General features: G+C 58.2%; 19 protein-coding genes and 1 pseudogene. 9 read left to right on the top strand and 11 right to left on the bottom strand.

What is annotated here, in order from left to right:
* The 4 genes from pgaA to pgaD all read left to right on the top strand — a co-directional run.
* On the top strand, window positions 1-1,272 hold a 1,272-nt coding region (gene pgaA / locus WFM46_RS09015; protein WP_336997457.1), incomplete at its 5' end, for a poly-beta-1,6 N-acetyl-D-glucosamine export porin PgaA.
* A 9-nt stretch (window positions 1,273-1,281) separates the two neighbouring features.
* Window positions 1,282-3,297, top strand: coding sequence for a poly-beta-1,6-N-acetyl-D-glucosamine N-deacetylase PgaB (gene pgaB / locus WFM46_RS09020; protein ID WP_336997458.1), 2,016 nt, complete (start codon window positions 1,282-1,284; stop codon window positions 3,295-3,297).
* Window positions 3,294-4,628, top strand: coding sequence for a poly-beta-1,6-N-acetyl-D-glucosamine synthase (gene pgaC / locus WFM46_RS09025; RefSeq protein WP_180210761.1), 1,335 nt, complete (start codon window positions 3,294-3,296; stop codon window positions 4,626-4,628). Before pgaB ends, pgaC begins: the two co-directional genes overlap by 4 nt.
* Window positions 4,625-5,062 (top strand): poly-beta-1,6-N-acetyl-D-glucosamine biosynthesis protein PgaD, encoded by a 438-nt coding sequence (gene pgaD / locus WFM46_RS09030; RefSeq protein ID WP_159339756.1) that lies wholly within the window; start codon window positions 4,625-4,627, stop codon window positions 5,060-5,062. Before pgaC ends, pgaD begins: the two co-directional genes overlap by 4 nt.
* Window positions 5,063-5,106: 44 nt before the next feature.
* Here the strand turns inward: pgaD and WFM46_RS09035 are convergent, their stop codons facing one another.
* The 4 genes from WFM46_RS09035 to WFM46_RS09050 are packed head-to-tail and all read right to left on the bottom strand — an operon-like array spanning window position 5,107 to window position 9,847.
* Window positions 5,107-6,606, bottom strand: a complete 1,500-nt coding sequence (locus tag WFM46_RS09035) for an FGGY family carbohydrate kinase (RefSeq protein ID WP_336997459.1) — start codon at window positions 6,604-6,606, stop codon at window positions 5,107-5,109.
* A 14-nt stretch (window positions 6,607-6,620) separates the two neighbouring features.
* Complete coding sequence (locus WFM46_RS09040; RefSeq protein ID WP_336997460.1) at window positions 6,621-8,039, bottom strand: L-fucose/L-arabinose isomerase family protein; 1,419 nt, start codon at window positions 8,037-8,039, stop codon at window positions 6,621-6,623.
* A 34-nt stretch (window positions 8,040-8,073) separates the two neighbouring features.
* Window positions 8,074-9,024, bottom strand: coding sequence for a transketolase family protein (locus tag WFM46_RS09045; RefSeq protein WP_336997461.1), 951 nt, complete (start codon window positions 9,022-9,024; stop codon window positions 8,074-8,076).
* Complete coding sequence (locus tag WFM46_RS09050) at window positions 9,017-9,847, bottom strand: transketolase (protein WP_336997462.1); 831 nt, start codon at window positions 9,845-9,847, stop codon at window positions 9,017-9,019. Before WFM46_RS09050 ends, WFM46_RS09045 begins: the two co-directional genes overlap by 8 nt.
* 360 nt (window positions 9,848-10,207) lie before the next feature.
* On the opposite strand from WFM46_RS09050, the gene WFM46_RS09055 reads away from it, so the two are divergent.
* The 4 genes from WFM46_RS09055 (at window position 10,208) to WFM46_RS09070 (ending at window position 12,003) form a co-directional block, all read left to right on the top strand.
* Window positions 10,208-10,486: a hypothetical protein gene (locus WFM46_RS09055; protein WP_336997463.1), complete on the top strand. Its 279-nt coding sequence runs from the start codon at window positions 10,208-10,210 to the stop codon at window positions 10,484-10,486.
* Between the two features lie 121 nt (window positions 10,487-10,607).
* Window positions 10,608-11,150 carry a type IV secretion protein Rhs gene (locus WFM46_RS09060; protein ID WP_336997464.1) on the top strand — a complete coding sequence of 181 codons (543 nt, stop codon included), beginning with the start codon at window positions 10,608-10,610 and terminating at the stop codon, window positions 11,148-11,150.
* Window positions 11,147-11,491 carry a putative T6SS immunity periplasmic lipoprotein gene (locus WFM46_RS09065; RefSeq protein ID WP_336997465.1) on the top strand — a complete coding sequence of 115 codons (345 nt, stop codon included), beginning with the start codon at window positions 11,147-11,149 and terminating at the stop codon, window positions 11,489-11,491. Before WFM46_RS09060 ends, WFM46_RS09065 begins: the two co-directional genes overlap by 4 nt.
* Window positions 11,492-11,502: 11 nt before the next feature.
* Window positions 11,503-12,003, top strand: a complete 501-nt coding sequence (locus WFM46_RS09070; protein WP_336997466.1) for an Hcp family type VI secretion system effector — start codon at window positions 11,503-11,505, stop codon at window positions 12,001-12,003.
* On the opposite strand, the pseudogene WFM46_RS09075 reads toward WFM46_RS09070, so the two are convergent.
* Window positions 12,002-12,100, bottom strand: a pseudogene (locus WFM46_RS09075) (transketolase); the annotation flags it as partial. The gene WFM46_RS09070 and the pseudogene WFM46_RS09075 sit on opposite strands and share 2 nt — an antisense overlap.
* A 174-nt stretch (window positions 12,101-12,274) precedes the next feature.
* Between WFM46_RS09075 and WFM46_RS09080 the strand changes: the two are divergent.
* A complete protein-coding gene (locus WFM46_RS09080) occupies window positions 12,275-13,228 on the top strand; it encodes a sugar-binding domain-containing protein (protein ID WP_180210765.1) in 954 nt (317 codons plus the stop codon).
* 108 nt (window positions 13,229-13,336) lie between these two features.
* Here the strand turns inward: WFM46_RS09080 and WFM46_RS09085 are convergent, their stop codons facing one another.
* From WFM46_RS09085 to flhA, 6 genes are all read right to left on the bottom strand, one after another.
* Window positions 13,337-14,425, bottom strand: a complete 1,089-nt coding sequence (locus tag WFM46_RS09085) for an ABC transporter permease (protein ID WP_159339760.1) — start codon at window positions 14,423-14,425, stop codon at window positions 13,337-13,339.
* 1 nt (window position 14,426) lies between these two features.
* On the bottom strand, window positions 14,427-15,953 hold the full coding sequence (locus WFM46_RS09090) for a sugar ABC transporter ATP-binding protein (RefSeq protein WP_180210766.1): 1,527 nt from the start codon (window positions 15,951-15,953) through the stop codon (window positions 14,427-14,429).
* Complete coding sequence (locus WFM46_RS09095) at window positions 15,953-16,561, bottom strand: DUF2291 family protein (RefSeq protein WP_103178587.1); 609 nt, start codon at window positions 16,559-16,561, stop codon at window positions 15,953-15,955. Before WFM46_RS09095 ends, WFM46_RS09090 begins: the two co-directional genes overlap by 1 nt.
* A gap of 11 nt (window positions 16,562-16,572) precedes the next feature.
* Window positions 16,573-17,514: a D-ribose ABC transporter substrate-binding protein gene (locus WFM46_RS09100; RefSeq protein WP_156654048.1), complete on the bottom strand. Its 942-nt coding sequence runs from the start codon at window positions 17,512-17,514 to the stop codon at window positions 16,573-16,575.
* Between the two features lie 135 nt (window positions 17,515-17,649).
* The gene (gene entD, locus WFM46_RS09105) at window positions 17,650-18,294 is read right to left on the bottom strand and encodes an enterobactin synthase subunit EntD (RefSeq protein ID WP_336997467.1); all 645 of its coding nucleotides are present in this window, start codon (window positions 18,292-18,294) and stop codon (window positions 17,650-17,652) included.
* Between the two features lie 57 nt (window positions 18,295-18,351).
* Window positions 18,352-20,436: a formate hydrogenlyase transcriptional activator FlhA gene (gene flhA / locus WFM46_RS09110; RefSeq protein WP_336997468.1), complete on the bottom strand. Its 2,085-nt coding sequence runs from the start codon at window positions 20,434-20,436 to the stop codon at window positions 18,352-18,354.
* Window positions 20,437-20,482 lie beyond the last annotated feature (46 nt).

The following is a 20,482-nucleotide window of genomic DNA, read 5'->3' on the forward strand; positions in this document are numbered from 1 at the left end:
CTGCGAAAGATCTATGGCTCTCCTACGCCGCAGCCCAATGACAACTGGCTGCTGGCCAGAACCTTACAAACCGAATATCTGGTGGCCGTTAATGATTTGCCCGCAGCCGAGAAGCATGCGGAGCGGTTGGCGCGCACAGGATCGGGTAACCAGGCACTGCGTATTGCCTATGCCTCAGTGCTGCTGGCGAGAGGATTACCGCGTGCCGCAGAGCGCGAACTTAAGCTTGCCGAAGTCATTGAACCCAGCAACCTGGCGCTGGAAAGGCAACAGGCATGGACGGCCATGGAGCTACAGGAGTGGCAGCAGGCTGAGGAACTCACAAAAGATGTGGTCACCCGCAGCCCGGATGATGCCGCCACGTTGCAGCTCGAACGACTGATGGCGGTGCATAACAAAGCGGAACTGCGGATAGCCGGATCTCAGGGCATCTCATCCGACAACCCGGTCAGCGGCAAAGATGATTTTACCCTCAACACTGCGCTTTATAGCCCGCCTGTTAACCAGAACTGGCGACTGTTTACCGGCTACAACTTTGCCCGCGGCGAGTTTGAGGAGGGGAAGGGAATAAGCCGGGACCTGCTGGCGGGCGCGGAATGGACGTCAAGGAATAGCTGGGCCGAAATGGAGATCTCCGGGCGCAACGATAACACCGATCAGAAAATCGGCGGACGCCTCTCCGGCTGGTACGATTTCAGCGACAGCTGGCGGGTCGGCGGCTCGGCGGAGCGGTTATCCCGTAACACGCCGCTGCGTGCCCTGCGCAATGGGGTAAACGCCAACGGTGGCGATCTGTGGTTACGCTGGTATCAGAACGAACGACGGGAATATCAACTTTCCCTTTTCGGTGCCCATTTCACCGACGGCAACGATCGCCTGGAGTATGGCATCAGCGGTAAAGAACGCCTCTGGACCTCGCCACGTTTTACGCTGGATTTTATTCCTGGCATCAGCGGCAGCCATAACAGCAAAGAGGGTGTGCCTTATAACAACCCCAAGCGTGAGCTTCCGGGGGGGGCAGGGCGGCGCGCCGAACAGGTGCTGTACCGCCATTACGACACGGTCTGGAAGCAGCAGTTTGAAGCGGGGGCGGGCAGTTACTGGCAAAAAGGGTACAGCGCTGGGGCCATCAATCAGTTTGGTTACGGGCAACGTATTCAATGGAATAACGTAGTGGATGCCGGGGTGAAACTGACCTGGGATAAGCGTCCTTACGACGGGAAGCGGGAGCGCAATATTGCCCTCGCATTTGATCTGAATGTCAGGTTTTAAGGGCGCTTCATGATGAAACGATGGCTTCTCGCCGCGAGGGTAATCGTCGGGTGGATGATGATGAGCATGTGTGTACTGGCCGCGGCACCGCGTTATCTTCCTCCCGCCGAACGGCCGGCGCTCTATGCGGACCAGCCCTGGCCCAAAAACAGCTTTCTTGTGCTGGCCTGGCACGACGTGGAGGACGGCGCCGCCGATCAGCGCTATCTCTCCGTGCGCACCAGCGCCCTGAACGATCAGTTTGCCTGGCTGCATGATAACGGCTACCACCCGATTAGCGTGCAGCAGGTGCTGGATGCCCATGCAGGAAAAAGCACCTTGCCGGAAAAGGCGGTGATGCTGACCTTTGATGATGGATACAGTAGCTTCTCGACACGCGTTCTGCCGCTGCTTCGGTTGTTCAGATGGCCTGCTTTGTGGGCGCCAGTCGGCAGTTGGGTGGATGCACCGGAACATTCGCTGGTGGATTTTGGCGGACTCAAGACGCCGCGGGAAAAATTTGCCACCTGGAAGATGGTACGCGAGGCGAGCGAGTCGGGGCTCGTGGAAGTGGGTGCGCACACCTGGGCATCCCATTACGGTCATCAGGCCAATCCGCAAGGCAGTCAGGAGCCCGCAGTCGCTAACCGTTTCTACGATAAAACCCGCGGGCAGTACGAAACGGATGCGCAGTTTGAAAAGCGTATAAATGCCGACCTGGCGCGTATTACGGGCAAAATCAAAGAGGTCACCGGGAAAGCACCGCGCGCCTGGGTCTGGCCCTACGGTGCGGCGAGCGGAACAACGCTGAAGCTTGCGCATCAGCAGGGCTACCAGATGGCTTTCACCCTGAACCAGGGGCTGGCGAATGCCGCCAGGCTGGAAGACGTTCCCCGGGTGCTGATTTCCAACAACCCTTCGCTGCGTAGCTTCGCCAGCCAGATAGCTCAGGTCAGAGAACCTGAAAACATGCGGGTTATGCATGTCGATCTCGACTATGTCTACGACAAAAACCAGGCTCAACAGCGTAAAAATATCGATCTGCTCATCCAGCGTGTTTTCGATATGAAGATCACCCATGTCTTCTTACAGGCCTATGCCGATCCGAAAGGGGACGGCAACGTCAATGCGCTCTATTTCCGCAGTCGCTGGCTACCGATGCGGGCGGATCTGTTTAACTTCGTCTCCTGGCAGTTGCAGACCCGTGCCGGGGTGAAGGTTTACGCCTGGATGCCGGTACTGGCGTTTGGGTTAGACTCCTCGGTGCCTCGCGTGGCGGCGTGGTCGCCAGACACCGGACGCATTGCGCCAGATAACCGCCATTATTTGCGCTTATCACCCTGGAATGCGGTTGCCCGGCAGAGAATCAACGACATCTACGAGGACCTGGCGCGCCATGCCAACTTCAGCGGCATCCTGTTCCATGATGACGCTTTTTTGACTGACTTTGAGGATGCCTCCCCGGATGCACTCAAAGCCTATCGTGCAGCAGGCTTCCCGGATAACCTCGCGGAGATACGCGCCAATCCGCAACTGCTGGCGCGCTGGACGCGCTTTAAAAGTCGCGCCCTGATTGATTTTACCCGACAGCTCACGCAAACCGTGCGTGCCGTGCGCGGCCCGCAGATCAAAACCGCCCGTAACATTTACGCCATGCCGGTACTGGACCCGCAGAGCGAAACCTGGTTTGCGCAGAATCTGAATGATTTTCTCAGCACCTACGACTGGACAGCCCCGATGGCGATGCCGCTGATGGAAAATGTCCCGGTCAACGAGGCCAATGCCTGGCTGGACAGACTCGTCGGGCAGGTCGCCCGTTTCCCTGGCGCGCTGGATAAAACGGTCTTTGAACTTCAGGCGCGGGACTGGCGTAAGGGGGCAGGGCAGGACGCTATTAGCGGTGAAATGCTTAACGGGTGGATGCGGCAGCTCAAGATGAGCGGTGCCGGAAACTATGGCTACTACCCGGACGATTTCATTAACGATCAACCCCGGATGGCAGAGATCCGTTCTGCTTTTTCCTCCTACTGGTATCCGCAAAAATGACCGATCGCCTCATCGCCTTCCTGATCCTTTGCCTGATGTTCAGTTTTCCGCTCGGCGTGGCGGTGATTTTTACCGGTGAAGTGATCCTTAATTTCGTCTTTTTCTGGCCGCTGTTTATGTCGGCTCTCTGGATAAGCGGTGGGCTTTATTTCTGGCTTCACCGCGAGCGCCACTGGCCGTGGGGGCCGGGCACGCCGCCTCCTGTACTCGCAGGCAATCCGCTGATTTCTATTCTTGTGCCCTGCTTTAACGAAGGGCTGAATGCACGTGAGACTATTGAAGCGGCGCTGGCGCAACGTTATGAAAATATAGAGGTGATTGCTATCAATGACGGTTCTATCGATAACACCGCGTCCGTGCTGGATCAGTTAGCGAGTAAATATGCGCGGCTGCGGGTGATTCACCTGGCGGAAAACCAGGGAAAAGCGGTCGCCCTGCAGGCAGGTGCCGCGGCGGCGCGCAGTGACTTTCTGGTGTGTATTGATGGTGATGCGCTGCTGGACAGAGATGCGGCGGTGTATATGGTCGCACCGCTGCTCAATCACCCTCGCGTGGGGGCCGTGACCGGTAATCCGCGTATCCGTACCCGTTCAACGCTGATTGGGCGAGTCCAGGTGGGGGAATTTTCATCTATCATCGGCCTCATCAAGCGTACCCAGCGCGTTTATGGTCAGGTCTTTACCGTTTCCGGCGTCATTGCCGCTTTTCGCCGTCGCGCCCTGGCAGAGGTGGGGTACTGGAGCCCGGATATGATCACGGAAGATATTGATATCAGCTGGAAGTTACAGCTGCGCCATTGGTCAATTTTCTTCGAACCTCGGGCGCTGTGTTGGATTTTGATGCCCGAGACGCTGAAGGGGCTCTGGAAGCAGCGTCTGCGTTGGGCGCAGGGGGGCGCGGAGGTGTTTATTGTCAATATGCGTCGCTTGTGGAGCTGGGAGTACCGGCGCATGTGGCCTCTGTTTCTTGAGTTTTGTATGTCAACCGCATGGGCCTTTGCCTATGCCGTCAGCATCCTGCTGTTTCTCATCGGGCTGCTTATTCCGATGCCCGATTCTTTATATGTTCAGCACCTTTTCCCACCGGCTTTTACTGGCCTGATGCTGGGCGTGGTCTGTCTGTTGCAGTTCGCGGTCAGTCTGTTTATTGAACGACGCTACGAGAAAGGTATTGCGGCGTCACTGTTCTGGGTTATCTGGTTTCCGGTGGTGTACTGGATGTTGAGCCTGTTCACTACGCTTGTGGCTTTCCCGAAAGTGATGCTGCGCCGTAAACGCAGCAGAGCGCGTTGGGTGAGTCCCGATCGCGGTATTGGGAGATTAAAACCATGATCCAACCATTAATTTTTACTGAACAACGGCTGTTTCCACGCGCGCTGGATTTGCTGTTAACGATCGTTGCCTGGCTGGGGTTTAGCTGGCTGATTTACAGTGGTCTGATAAGCGCGATTGAACATGATCCTTTTATGGGGACCAGGCCTTTCTACACCACGCTCAGTACGTTGAGTATCTACCTGCTGGTGGCCTGTCTTATCGATCTGGCGCTGATCGCCTGGGCAAAATATAACCAGCTGCGCTTTCGTGTTGAACGTCGTAAGCGCCGGCCTGGACTTGAGCGCCATGAAGTGGCGGCAAGTTTCAATATCACCCCCGAACTGGCGCTAATGATGAACCAGGCCCAGGTTTTTACCCTCGCCCATTATGATACGGGGGCAATAGACCGCGTGTGGATGGCGAAAATTCTTGCTGACGTGCGGAGTGAGTAACGAAAAACCGTGCCCCGTCTGGCGTATCACCAGACGGGGCATTTTTACCGCCGCACCCGGGCAACCGTCTCCTGCCAGGCCTGCCAGCGGGTCTGTAGCCGGGCGTGACGCGCCATGTCCGGCGTAAAGGTGACATGCTCCGGCAGATACTGGCGCAGCTGGGCGGTGGTCAGGTTAAACAGCGCCTTACGCGCCAGCAGTGCCGCCCCCATCGCTGAAAGTTCCGCCACGTCGCTGCGCATCACCGGGCAGCCGAGAAGGTCCGCCTGGTACTGCATCAGCCAGTCGTTTTTTGTCGGCCCGCCGTCCACCATCAGCGCATTCAGGGTAAAGCCCGGATGGGCGCGCATCGCCTGCACCACGTCGGCAATCTGATAGGCGATCGACTCCAGCGCCGCGCGGATCAGGTGCGCCCGCTTCACGCCGCGGCTCAGGCCGTGGATCATCCCGCGGGCATTCTCATCCCACCAGGGGGCGCCAAGGCCGGTCAGCGCCGGCACAAAATAGACGCCGAGCGTGGAGTCCACCGAGCGGGGGAGGGTGTTGAGCTCATGGATAAGCTCCGCCTGCGACAGCTCGCTTAGCCCGGTGCTGTCCGCCATCCACGCCACCGCGTCGCCGGTGTGGGGGATATTCCCCTCCAGCCCATAGACTAACGTATCGCCGTCGTGCCAGGCCACGGTGGTGGCCAGGGCGCTCACCTCGCTGCGGGCGGAGGCCACCGGCGCCATCACCGACGAGCCGGTGCCGTAGGTCGCCTTCACGCAGCCTTCCGCCCCCAGACCGTGGGCAAAGAGCGCGGCGTGAGAGTCACCGATCATCGCCATCACCGGCAGTCCGTCCGGAATGGAGGGGCCGCCGCGGGTGTAACCAAACAGACCGCTGGAGGGTTTAATCTCCGGCAGGGCCGCGCGGGGGATGCCAAACAGCGCCAGCATCTGCGGGTCCCAGTCGGCGCTGTGCAGGCTCATCAGCTGGGTGCGGGCAGCGTTGGCGTAATCGCAGCTAAACGCCTGCCCCTGGGTCAGGTTCCACAGCAGCCAGCTGTCAACGGTGCCGAGGCAGATCTCACCCCGGGCGGCACGCGCTGCGCCATCAGGGATGTTGTCCAGCAGCCAGCGCATTTTGGAGGCAGAAAACAGCGGCGCGATGGGCAGGCCCGTGGCCGCTCTAATCTCCGGGCCGTGGCCCTGCTCACGCAGCTGGTGGCAAAAGGCCGCGGTGCGGGAACATTGCCAGCTCAGCGCCGGGGCAATGGGTTTGCCCGTTGCCCGCTCCCAGCCCACCACGGTTTCACGCTGATTGCTGATCGCCAGCGCCGCCACTCTCTCTACCCCGACGGTGGCCAATGCGCGGGCCACCACCTCCAGAGAGGCCTCCACCAGCAGGTCGGCGGATTGTTCAACCCAGCCTTCGTGGGGCGTCTGGATTGCCAGCGCCCGGGAGAAGCTCGCCACCACATGCCCGCTGGCATCCAGCGCCACCGCTTTGGCATTGGTGGTGCCCTCGTCGAGGGCGATGATAATGTCCTTGTTCACCGACATAGCGGCCTCCAGCCTTAACGATGAAGGTAAGTTGAGACGCCAAGGTAGCGGGTAAAGGCTTCATGCAGGATCTCCGCGCTGGCGGAGTGGTTCATCGCCACATGATGCTCAAAACCGTTGCGGCAGATCCAGTTCAGCAGGTTCTCCAGATGCGGCACCTGGATCACCGCCCGGCAGCCCACCGTGTCGAGCGGATCGTCCACCGACTGGCCCTGGCCCACGTAGGCTTTAATTTCCCCGGTCAGATCGTCGGTGCTCAGGCGGAAGTAGGTCAGCGGCCCGCTTTTCAGACGACCATGCACCGCGCCGCAGGTGTTCTCTTTCCCGACCGTGGTGCCGATGATGTCGGCGGTGCCCATATGCGGGGATTCAAGGCTTTCGGCGGCGAAGTTACCGCAGTGGAACAGCACGCACTTGTCGCGCTCGTCGCCGAAGTTATTGTTCCAGTCGGCAATGGAGGCCGGGTTCATATTGCTGCTGGCCAGGGCGTACATAGAGAGGGCGCCCATCACGTCCACCTCGCAGGCGCTCGGCATCAATTGCCCGGACATCACGCTCATGATCGAGCAGACGTTGATGCCGAGGTTCTCCTGCAGCGAGGTCCAGCACTGGATGGCGGTAGTGTCGATATCGTTGGCGACCACCCACTCGCTGATCACCACAAACAGCTTCGCCATGGTCACCAGCTTGTCGGCCGGAATGCGGCTGGCGTCGGCGTTGTCGATCAGGATCCGCCGTTTTTCATCCACGCGGATATCATCATCGCGCAGGGTTTTGATCCGGGTAAAGACTTCTGACAGGTCGAGCGTCTCCACGGCGATGCCGAGGCGTTCGAGCAATTTTTCGCTGTAGCGCACGGTGTTAAAGCCCGCCGGACGGGCACCGATTGCCCCCACGCGCACGCCGCGCATGCTGCTCACCACGCGGCAGACCTGTTCGAAACGCTGCAGATCCTGCGCAAACACCTCACCGTTGAGGGCGCAGACGTGCTGGGTGGTCAGGGTAAAAGGAATGCCGTACTGACGCAGGTTGTTGCACAGGGAGATTTTGCCGCAGAAGCTGTCGCGGCGGGTTGCCAGCCCCCTTTTATCGAGGGTGTCCTCCTCGGCCTGGACCAGCACCGGCACGTTCAGGCCGGAAAGACGCAGGGTCTCAGCGATGGCTTTTTCATCGCCAAAGTTAGGCAGCAGCACCACCACGCCGTGAATGCTGTCGCGGTGGGCGCGAAACAGCTCGGCGCAGGCTTTCGCATCCTGACGGGTCTCCACGCCGCCGAGTTCGGTCTGGCTGGGGTCGAGCATAATGGTGTTAATACCCAGACGGCCAAAGAGGGCGATCGCCTGCTCGCGCGCTTCCGCTACCAGATAGCTCGGGAAGAACCCCCGGTTGCCGATGACCACGCCCATTGTCAGTTGTTGAGGAATTCGGGACATTGCTTTTCTCTCCAGTAAGATGTTGTTGTTATTTTCAGCAAACCTGTCGCGTCAGCATTTCCCGGGCGTGCTTCACCACCCCAGCGACATCAATCTCGTGGCGTGCCCGCGTTGACGCTCTGTCGGCAGCAATCGCGTATTGTCCATCCGGGATCCCCAGCCGTTTCAGCGGCACGGCGCATCCCGCTTCGGCCAGCACTTCCGCCACCAGGCTGCCGACGCCGCCGTTGACGTTATGCTCCTCGACGCTTACCACTGCCCTGCACGGGGCGAGAGCGGTCAGCAGCTGTTGGGTATCACAGGGACGAATAGATGGAATGCTGATAACAGTGGCGTCAATACCTTCTTCCGCGAGTTGTGCAGCAGCTTCCACAATTTCATGTACCGTCGAGCCCATCGCCACCAGCGCCACGTCGTGGCCGCTGCTCAGGACGTCAATCTTGCCCGGCGCAAAACGGTAGCTGTCGTCATGCAGTTCCGGCAGGTTTTTCCCGTCGAGACGGATATAGACCGGGCCCACATGATCGAGGGCGTAATCGATGATCTGGCGGCACTCGTTCGGGCTCGACGGGGCGTAAATTTCGATATTGCCGAAGCCGCGCATGATGGCGATATCGTCGATGCTGTGGTGGGTGCTGGCGAGCGGGCCGTAGCTGGCCCCCGCGTTCAGGCCGAACAGCTTGACGTTGGTGTTGTTGTAGCAAATGTCGACTTTGATCTGCTCGTTAGCCCGCGAGATCAAAAATGGCGCGGCGTTGCAGGTGACGGCGATCTTGCCGCCGATTGCCAGACCGGCAGCGGCGCCCACCAGCGTCTGCTCAGCGATGCCGACGTTGACCAGGCGGCCCGGAAAACGCTGCATAAAGGGGGCAATTTTCGCCGTGGAGGTGGAATCCGCCACCACCGGCACCAGGTCCACGCCGCGTTCAACGGCGTCAATAAAGGCATTCACCATCACCGTGGCGAGGTGTTCGCTATTACTCATCTTTCAGTTCCTCCAGCGCCAGTTCAATCTCTTCCCCTTTCGGCACCCGGTGGTGCCATTCAGGCCGTCCCTGAATAAACGAAATTCCCGCGCCCTTGGTGGTGTGGGCGATCACCACATGGGGTTTGCCGTTGGGTTTCAGCCCTTCCAGCGTGGCGACCACGTCCGCCATGTCGTTGCCGTTGCAGGTGGTCACCTCCAGGCCGAACGCTTTCCATTTCTCATCCAGCGGATCGGTATTGAGGATCTCTTTTGTGGAGCCCGCCAGCTGGAGGTTGTTTTTGTCGTTGATAATGAACAGGTTATCCAGCTGATAGTGGGCAGCGACCAGCGCGGCCTCCCAGTTGCTGCCTTCCGCCAGCTCTCCGTCGCCGGTCACCACAAACACCCGGCGCGCGCTGTTGTTGCGTTTTGCCGCCAGGGCGATCCCGACCGCCACTGGCAGACCATGCCCCAGCGCGCCGGTATTCAGCTCAATGCCCGGCGTGTTATGTTTCACCGGATGGCCCGGCAGGTGAGAGTCGGCATGCTGATAGGTGGCGAGCCACTCAACGGGGATAAACCCGGCCTCGGCCAGCACGCAGTAATAGCCGCCCACCGCGTGGCCCTTCGACTGGATATAGATATCGCGTTCATCGCTATCCTGAAGCGCAGGGGAGCAGTTCAGAATGCGGAAGTAGAGGGCGGTGAGCAGTTCGACCTGCGACAGATCGGCCCCGGTGTGGCCTCCCGCCGGGCTTTCGGCATTCAGCACGATGATCCGGCGACGAATCGAGCGCGCCCGGGTTTCGAGCTCCGCGATGGAGAGCGAAAACGGATTCATAACATACCTCCTGAATTTATAATCTGTTGTGAATAATTATTCCAGCCGGGTAAGTTATTTCCCTGTTCTCTCTGTCAGAGCAGGGATTTATAACCGCTTTGAATATATATTCAATGCTGATTTATTATTCATGCTATGTAAGATATGCCCAGTCAGGAGGTTTGTCTACGGTTTGAGCGGGCAAATTTCGAAGAAAGGAGAAAAGGATCACATTTGCCCGGAAGAAGACCCGGTCATCGGCATGGAGCTGGCGCACATCCGCGCCTGACCACAGGTGATTGCCCTGCGGGCGGAGCGGAATAACGCATCGTGGTGCGCCATACCGCTGCGTAATACTGTTTTTACGCCAGTTGTTTCAGAATGATCCTCGTCGAGAGGGGAATTAAGGGTGAAGAATCAGAAGGACACATTTATCGTGTAGGGTCGCCGGTCAACATCAGGGCTGTAAAAAGCTTTAGAGAAAATGATTTGGCAAGACCTAAGGCAATTGTAGTAATTTTTATTTCAAAGGGTTACGAAGGCAGACTAATAAAACATGTTGACCTCAGTCATGCCGGATTAATGGGCCGTTTAAATACCAATATGAATTGTTTAAATATTAGCTATGCTAACGAAAAAATAGAAAGGTGCTCTGTTTAACGCTTAGCGATATGAAATATGATAAACGAGACCAATGTATTGTCTATTTTTATTCAGCACATAAACAATTGTACAATTTTAAACCGTTGATATGATAAATCCTTCTTATTGGAGGGATAAAATGTCGAATGAAATAAATCGCGGAGGTCTGCGGTTATTGACCCTTGGTGAAATTAATCTGGCTCGCACGCTCTACGCTTTCAGTATTCGTTATAACGAAGTATGGATTCACCGCAGCAGCTATCTTCCTTTCAATATGCAGGCGAACAACGTCGCCATGGCGCCAAACGGCGAAATATATTTTCAGGAAGGGGTGTATGAGCCTGATTTTTCACAGCCACACGTCAAAAATGATCGTATAGGCGGTCAGCATATATTTCTGCATGAAATGATGCATGTCTGGCAACACCAGCGCGGGATGATGGTAAGAACGCGTGGCGCATTCTCATGGGCTGTTGATTACAACTATGATCTTAATAAACCAAATTTGATGGACTATGGCATAGAAAATCAGGCATGTATCGTGAGTGATTACTGGTTGCTGAAAACATATGGATTCGGTAATCGAAACGACCTGTATCGCCTCAAAAACTATGACCCGTCAGAGCCTACCCTCAGACTCATCGCTCGATATCAGAAAGTGCTTGGGAGTTTCCCGCATTGAAACGCTACTTATCCTTGATTCTGTTATCTGTAACCCTTGTCGGATGTGGTAAAGGCGATCGTGCAGCCCCCTGGCGCTCGATCATCGTTGATAAGGGGCATGTTTGCTTTTCGGTGGATAAAACCGATGTCCTGAGTCGCTATAACATTTCTTCAATGCAGGGTGGAGAATACAAAGAATTTGCTACTAATGAGCACGTTGCTCTCTCCTGGCCAGACTCCTGTTTAAACCTGATGCTTAGGCCGGGTTATACCTATGGCGTGTCGTACACGCTTAATGGTTCAAATTATCGCTACGTGTTCTTTATCGACAATGACTGGAACGTCTCAAGTAATCAATAAGGGAAATAACGATGTCATTACCAGCTTATATGTATCTTTATGATGAAAATGGACAGCTGATCAAAGGCAGTTGTATGGCGCTGGACCGTGAGGGTGCAATTGAAATTATGAACAGCAGTTACGGTGTGTACCAGAACACATGCCGCAACACAGGTAAACTTATGGGTTCACGCGAACACAACGCTTTTACCCTGCACAAAGAGATTGATAACACCTCGCCATATTTTGCGGTTGCAGTCTGCCAAAGTAAGCGGCTGCAAAAGGCAGTAATACACTATTACGACATCAACGAGGCTGGCATTGAATACGAGATTTACAGAATTACGCTTACCAGCATTGTGATCATGTCAGTTAATGCTTCTCATGCTTATATCCCGGGTTCTCGCACGCCAGGAATGATGGAGAATATCGCAATTTCCTATTCAGGAATTGAGTGGTTTTATATCGAAGGGAATATCAAGTATGACGATGACTGGAGCCGCCCAGTGGGTTACAACCAGCAGAAAAAATAGCATGGAGCGCGGCTTCCCAGTTACTGCCCTCGGCCAGTTCACCATCCCCGATCACTACAAACACCCGACGTTGGCTATTGCTGCCTTGTGCCGTTAGTCGGCCCCTTAGCAGGGAGTGCAGCGCCATAACCGGGGTTTGTCTACGCTTTGAGCGGGCAAATTTCGAAGAAAGGAGAAAAGGATCACATTTGCCTGGCGGATCGGGCAGGCGCTTGCTTGTTAAATATTCAGTGATGAATAAAAATAACGACAGCCGATTAAGGGGAACGTTATGTCGAAACAGGATGAACAGCGATTGCTGGTGAAGATCGCCACACTTTACTACAGCGAGAATAAAAAGCAGTCCGAGATTGCCTCGCTGCTGCACCTCTCACAATCCTTCGTGTCGCGGGCGCTGACGCGTTGCCAGAAAGAGGGGCTGGTCAAAATTACCGTCGTTCAGCCTACCAATATTTTTGTCTCGCTGGAAAAGGCGCTGGAGGAGCAGTACGGCATCCGCCAGGCCATCGTGGTGGACGTGGGCGAGAACCCGTCCAGTGCCCAGATCAAGCACGCCATCGGCAGCGCGGCGGCGCACTATGTCGAAACCCGCCTGCGTCCGGAAGACCTGGTGGGGATCTCCTCCTGGAGCAGCACCATCCGCTGCATGGTGGATGAGATGCACCCGCAGAATATCCGCGCCGCGGGGGTGATCCAGCTCCTTGGCGGTGTAGGTCCCAACGGCAACGTGCAGGCGACCATCCTCACCCAGCAGCTGGCGGCACACCTTGGCTGCCCGGCGTGGCTGTTGCCGTCGCAAAGTATTGAGCACTCGGTAGAGGAGCGCGCCCGGCTGGTTAGCAGCCCGGACGTGGCGGCGGTGGTAAGCAAATTTGCCGAAGTGGATGTGGCGATCGTCGGCATCGGCGAGCTGGAGCCGTCGCAGCTGCTGAAGAACTCCGGCAACTACTACAACGAAGAGATGCTCAAACTGCTGGCCGAACGCGGGGCGGTAGGGGATATCTGCCTGCATTACTACGATGCGAAAGGCGAGCCGGTGCTGAGTGCCGAAGAAGATCCGGTGATTGGTATGGAGCTGGCGCAGATCCGCGCCTGCCCGCAGGTAATCGCCCTGGCGGGCGGGGAAGAGAAACGCAACGCCATTCGCGGGGCGCTGGAAGGGAAGTATATCGACGTGTTAATCACCGATTACCCGACGGCGCGGAGTTTATTGAAGACATCGTAAGCAGTGCATTTTGCCCGGCGGCGGCTTCGCCTTGCATGGGCCTACATGTTGTGCCGTTGTAGGCCGGGTAAGCGTAGCGCCACCCGGCATAAACCCCGCACAATGTCGCTACTTCCCTTCCATCACCGCCTTCTGCGCCACCACCGCCGCTTTCTGCTGCATCCGGTTTTGCATCTGGTCGATAATCACCGCCACGATAATCACAATCCCTTTGATCACCATCTGCCAGAACTCGCTCACCCCCATCATCACCAGGCCGTCGGCCAAAAAGCCGATGACGAAGGCGCCGATCAGGGTGCCGAGAATGGTGCCGCGGCCGCCGGCAAGCGAGGTGCCGCCCAGCACCACCGCGGCGATGGCGTTCATCTCAAAGGCGGTGCCGTTGGCCGGATGGCTCGCCAGCAATTGCGCAGAGACCACAATCCCGGCGATGGCAGCGCAGAACCCCGACAGGGTATAGACCAGCACTTTCACCTGCTTGACCCGCACCCCGGAGAGTTCTGCCGCGCGTTCGTTATCGCCGATGGCGTAGACGTGGCGTCCAAAGGGCAGGCGGCGGGCGATGTAGGCGATGACCAGCGCCAGCACGATCATCATCCAGATGGCCCACGGAATGCCGAGGAACGTGCCTGCGCCAATCTCATCAAAGCCGGTATTCCCCAGCTGCGGGTTACCGGAGAGCCCCGGGAAGGTCTGGCCGTCGGAGGTCAGCATCGACGCGCCGCGCAGCACGTACATGGTACCCAGCGTGCAGATAAAGGGCGCGACGTTATAGCGGGTGATGATCCAGCCGTTCACCGCCCCTATCAGTGCGCCAATCAGCAGCACCACGGGCACAATCACCCACACGCTCGGGAAGATGGCGATGCCAAACATCGGCAGCACAATCCCTTTGGTGATCATCCACCCGGCAATCATCCCGCACAGCCCCAGGGTAGCGCCGATGGAGAGGTCGATCCCGGCGGTGATGATCACAAAGGTGATCCCCAGCGCCAGGAAGGCGTTGATGGCGATATGTTTAATCATGATCACCAGGCTGCCGGTGGAGAGAAAGCCCGGCACGGTCATGGTGAAGAAGCCGACAATCAAAAACAGCGCAATGAAGGTGCGCATTTTCAGCAACAGCAGCAGAACATTTTCCCGGGAAAGCGAGGCCCCTTTATGCGGCGCCAGCGCGACAGACTGTGTCGTTTTCATCTTAGAACCCCTGAGCACTTGCGGTTACCAGTGCCGACTCTTCGGCCCGATCGCGAACAATATCGGCGGTCAGTTTGCCGCCGGACATCACCAGAATGCGGTCAGATACCGCCATAATCTCTTTCAAATCCGAGGTGGAGAAGACCACCGCGATCCCCTCCTCAGAGAGCTGCACCATCATGCGGAATACGTCCGCTTTGGCCCCCACGTCGATGCCGCGGGTCGGCTCATCAAGGAAGAGCACCTTCGGGTTGGTCAGCAGCGAGCGGCCAATCACCACCTTTTGCTGGTTGCCGCCGCTGAGCGCCTGGATCTCTACTTCCGGGGTGGAGACCTTAATCGACAGGTTGCCGATGGTGCTGGCGACGACCTGCTGCTCCGCCTTTTGCGCGATGGCAAAGCCGCGCTGCAACCGACGCCAGAGGCTGGCGATGGTCAGGTTGCTGGCCACCGACGAGCCGGGGAAAATCCCGGTGCGTTTGCGGTCTTCCGGCACCAGGCTCATCCCCATGCGGATACGCTCGGCGGTGGTTAAGCGCTGGGGCACCGGTTTACTGTCGAGCCACAGCTTGCCCAGATAGTTGCGCTCGGTGCCGAGCATGCACTCAAAAAGCTCCGTGCGTCCGGCCCCCATCAGGCCGTAGATGCCGACGATCTCCCCGGCTTTGACCTGGAAGCTGACGTCGTTGACCACCGTATTCCCGGCTGCGTTGACGCAGGTGATGTGCTCCGCCTCCAGCACCGGCGCGCCGAAGGTGCGGCCCGGCTCAAGGAAGTTACTCACCGGGTCGCTGCCGAGCATCTCGCGCACAATCCACGGCACGTCGATATCCTGCACCTTCGCTTCGGCCTGGAATTTGCCGTCGCGCAGAATGGTGATCACATCGCCTATCGCCATCAGCTCTTCCAGCCGGTGGGAGATATAGATGATGGAGACCCCCTGACGGGTCAGCTCGCGGATCACCCGAAACAGGATCTCCACCTCGGTTTTACTCAGCGCCGAGGTGGGCTCGTCGAGGATCAGGATGTCGGCATCCTCGGCCAGCGCCTTGGCGATCTCGATCAGCTGCTGCTGTCCCACCTTCAGGTTGCCCACCAGCTCCCGCGGGGAGATAGGCTGATCGAGGCGCTTCAGCAGCTCCGCGGTGCGGGCCTCCTGCTCCGCCTCGTTGATCGGCGTTACCCCTTTTTGCAGCTCGCGGCCAAGGAAAACGTTCTCCGCCACGTTGAGGTTCTCAAACAGGTTCAGCTCCTGGTGCACCATGCCAATGCCGTGGGCGGCGGCATCCCGGGTACTGGCGAACGAGACCTGTTTGCCGTTGAGCCACATCTCGCCGAGGCTGGGCTGCTGGACGCCAGCGAGGATCTTCATCAGCGTCGATTTCCCGGCGCCGTTCTCGCCGATAATCACGTTCACTTTGCCGCGCCAGACGCGGTAATCGACCTTATCCAGCGCCACGGTGCCGGGAAAGAGCATCGAGATGCCGCGGGTGCTGAGGATAATGTCGTCTGCCGGGGTATCGCTCATCACGGCGTCTCCTGTTTCAGTTCCAGCGCTGCCGCCTCATTCGCCTTGCCGCCCGTCAGGGTGGTGGCGAACAGCACGGTGGCATTTTTGCCGCTCCAGCTGTCGTCAATTTTCGGCAGATGCTTCGCCGCCTCGCGGTTGAGGGCGCGGGAGAGCTGGGCATACTGAACCTGGTTGGTAAATTCATCGAAGCGGAACCCGGCGGCGTCGCGGATGGCGTTGCCGCGCATCACCGGACCGCTCTGGATCTCCACCGGCTGGCCGTTCACCGTCATCACCAGCTTCTGCTCACGCGCGTTGCTGGCATCCACGCGCTCCACCTTGCCGGTAAGGCGCACGAAGACGCTCTGCGGTGTGGCTGCGGGCGTGTTCAGCTGGGTGGAGAGGGCGCTGGCGTCCAGGGCATGATTTTTTGCGGCGTCGAGGATCCGCGGCTGCCAGGTTTGTTGCGCGATCTGCTGTGGGGTCTGGTTGTCAAAGCTCGCTTTGGCGTTGGGATCGGCAGGCATGATCGGCTTGCCGTTCTCATCCAGATCCACCACGGTGCAGGCCGTCAGCAACAGGGCGGCTGCGCCTGTCAGCGCGGCGCCCCATTGTGTTAATCGCATACTGCCTCCGCTTATTTGCTGAGGTTAAACAGGTTCAGCTTGCTGGCGTTGGATTCGTCGATGAGCACGCAGTCCATCAGCTGCTTCTCATCTTTTTGCGCTTTGCCGTTTTTCAGGTAGTAGTCGGCCTGCTCAACGGCCATCTGCGCCTGCTGCCAGCCTGGCTGCAGCACCGTGGCTTTGATGTTGCCGTTCTTCAGGATCGAGTCGCGGGTGTAGTCGCTGCCGTCAAAGCCGACCACAATCACGTTGTTCTTCCCGGCGGCCTTCAGGGCGGCTTCGGCGCCCAGCGCCATGGTGTCGTTACCGGAGATCACGCCCACGATATCGGGGTTGGTCTGCAGAATGGCTTCCATACGGGTGAAGGCTTCGGTCTGGCTCCAGTTGGCGGTCTGCTGCGCCACCATCTTCATCTCCGGGTAGTCGTCGATCACATCGTGATAGCCCTGGGAGCGCACGTGGGCGTTGGTATCCGATGGACGGCCCAGCAGCTCAACGTATTTCCCTTTGCCGTCCAGCAGCTTGACGAATTTCTCCGCACCGAGCTGCGCCCCCTGATAGTTGTTCGAGACAATCTGCGCTACCGCCACGCCGGTTTTGTTGATTTCACGATCGATCAGGAAGGCAGGGACGCCTGCCGCTTTGGCCTTCTCCAGCGGACCGACGGTGGCATCCGCCCCGGCGTTATCCAGGATGATCGCTTTCGCCTTACGGGCGATGGCGGTTTCAATCAGCTGGTTTTGTTTGTTCACGTCATCGTCGTGCGAGGCGACAAGGGTGGTGTAGCCCAGCTCCTTTGCCTTCGCCGCCGCGCCGTCGGCTTCAGCCTTGAAGAACGGGTTGTCGTGTGAGGGGGTAATAATCGCAATGAGTCCGTTATCGGCGGCAAACAGGGAACCGGAAGCGGCGATCATTGAGGCCAGTAAAGCGGATTTTACAAAGGTCGTGTTCATTCTTTTTCTCCACATTGAATATTTATTCAATAATGATTTATTATTCAATGTAACGATAAGACTGCCTGATAAAACTGTCTACGGTTCAGGCAGCTAATTTGTTTAAAAGGAGAAAAGGATCACGATCCTGAGCAATTATTCATCACAAATCAGCGTCACGACCGTCGCGTCTTTACGCAGCCAGTGCGCGGTAAATACCTGATTTTGTGTGAAGGGAGGAAGCGGGCGGGTCAGCATTAAGGTCAGCGCGTCGGCGGTCAGGGAGGTGACGCGCGCGCACTCAAACCCCATCCACGCCTGTACCTGAGGGAAGAGCGCTTTGAACAGGCTCTCTTTGGCGCTAAACACCAGGGTGAAGGCGAGCGCGAAGGGTAAACCGCACTCGGCCAACAGCCGGGCTTCAGCAGGATCAATCACGCCATCCTGAATCTCACGCGCTTCGTTTTCCGCGATAATCGCTTCGCAATCGATTCCCACCAGGCCATTATCGCGGCAAATCGCTACCGCTTGCGTGCCGCTGTGGGAGAGGCTGCCTCGCACACCGGCAGGCCACAGCGGTTCGCCGCTGCTGCCGATGCCGGGAATGGCCTGCCGGTTCAGGGCATGAAAGGCGGCGATGCGCCCGGCCAGGTGGTCGGCTTTGCGTTTGCGTCCGGCGTCAGAGAGCTGGTGATGGTGCGGAAGCCAGAGCAGATCGGCCTCGGTGAAGGTGGCGGGCTCGAAGGTGATGCGGTGAACGGTCTGTCCGGCGAGAAGAAATGTGGCGTGGGTGGTCTGCATGTTCTTCTCGCGGTGGACAAAAGGAGCGCTATCTTAACCTGTTTGCGGCCAGGTTGCTCAAAGGAGGGCGTTTTTGTCGATCCCCAGGCGCTTCATGCGCGACAGCAGGGTGGTGCGTTTCAGCCCCAGACGCTGGGCTGCGCCTCGCGGTCCGGCGATCACCCCGTTGGTCTCTTTCAGCACCCGCACGATGTGCTGATACTCCTCCTCGCCTTCGCGGATATCGCTTACCACGGTCTCCGGCGCGGCACTGCTGGCGCGATGAAAATCGATATCCGGCATCGAAAGCTGCAGGACATTGCCGCGGGTGAGCAACACGGCACGCTCAATCACGTTTTCCAGCTCGCGTACGTTGCCTGGCCACTCCATCCTGCTGAGCTGGCGCAGGGTCTCCGCCGGTATGCTGTCGATGTTGCGCCCCAGCCGGTGGGCAATCTTAAAGGTGAAAGATTTCACCAGCAGGGGAATATCTTCCGGGCGTTCGCGCAGCGGCGGCAGGAAGATGGGGAAGACGTTAAGGCGATAGTAGAGATCGCTGCGGAATTCGCGGTCGGCCACCATCTGCGTCAGATCGCGGTTGGTGGCGGCAATCAGCCGCACGTCGGTGTGGATGATGCGGTTGCTGCCGAGGCGCTCAAACTCCTGCTCCTGGAGTACGCGCAGCAGCTTGGGCTGGAGCTCAATGGGCATATCGCCCACTTCATCCAGAAACAGGGTGCTTTTGTCCGCCAGCTCAAAGCGGCCAATGCGCTGGGCGCTGGCGCCGGTAAAGGCCCCGCGTTCGTGGCCAAAGAGATCGCTCTCCAGTAGCCCGGCAGGCATCGCCGCGCAGTTCATCTTCACCATCCGCCGGTCGCTGCGCCCGCTCTGGTTGTGAATGGCGCGGGCAATCAGCTCCTTACCGGTGCCGGTCTCGCCGAGGATCAGCACGGTGCTGTTGCTCCGGGCGACCATCTCCACCTGCTTCATCACCGTCATCATGGCGCTGCTGCGGCCAATGATTTCGCCAAAATCGGTGGCAACGTTGTTGATCTGCTCGGTCAGGGCGAGGTTTTCGTCGATCAACCGCTCCTTGAGATGGCTGATTTCCCGGTAGGAGAGGGCGTTATCCACGGCGATGGCGACACGTTCGGCAATCTGGTTCAGCAGCTTCAGATTGGACGGGGTAAACACCTGGGCGTTGCACTGCGCCAGCTTCAGGGTGCCCAGCACCCGGTCGCGGAACATCAGTGGGAACAGGCACAGGGTCTGATCCTGCTCGCCCCACATATCAAACAGCATGCGTTCGTAGGGGGCGTGCTGATCCCGGTGATGCAGGTTAAGCATCAGCATCTGCCTGTTGCGCATCACTTTTTCGGACAGGGTGCCCTTTTCATCCACTTCGCTCTGGTCGTGCAGGGGCGCCTCTTTATCGAGATAGTGGGTGGAGTAGACGAGGAGCTTCCCTTTGCGATCGCTGCGCAGCACCATGCTGATGGAGTCGATGCCGAAGTTGCGCTGGATCTCCTGCGCCACCTCCGACACCAGCTCATCAAGGTCGAGCTTCGACAGTACGGCGTTGGTGATCGCCACCAGCAGGCGAAAATCGTTACGCTCCCGCCAGAGCAGGTCGTAGTTGTCGCTGTTGTGCAGCCGCGCCTGGATCTGCTCCACGGCCAGCCCGGCCGCCTGGGTCAGGGTTTGCAGGCGGGAAAAATCGTTGTCGCTCCAGGGTTTCTCCTGGGTGCGCAAAAACTCGCAGCCGCCGAAGATGCGGCCATCGGCGGCGATGGGCGTCAGGCAGTAGTGGGCAAACGAGGGATAACGATCGAGGGCGGCAAGCTGTGGCCAGGTCTCGTTAAAGGTCGCCGCCGTGCAGTGCAGCACGTCCGGGCGGGACAGCATGCGGCGAAAAGGGCCGCTCGCCAGCAGGGGCTCATCTTCGTAGCGGATATCACAGCCCTGTTCGTCGGTGCTGTAGAGACAGACCCGGCGCGATTCCGACTGCCAGAGCAGAATATGAACGCTATCGGCGAGGTTTATCTGCCGGACATGCTGGGTCAGCGCCTGCGCCAGGGCGCAAAGATCGGTCTGTTGCAGCAGAGTACGGGTAATGTCGAACAATCCGTGATCGACAGGATCGTTGGTGGGTGTATACGACATGCGTTTTATCCAGAGTATCCAGAAAAATAAGAGACGAATGCGCCGC

Source organism: Leclercia sp. M50 (assembly GCF_037150775.1).
In the GTDB taxonomy this organism is placed as follows: domain Bacteria; phylum Pseudomonadota; class Gammaproteobacteria; order Enterobacterales; family Enterobacteriaceae; genus Enterobacter.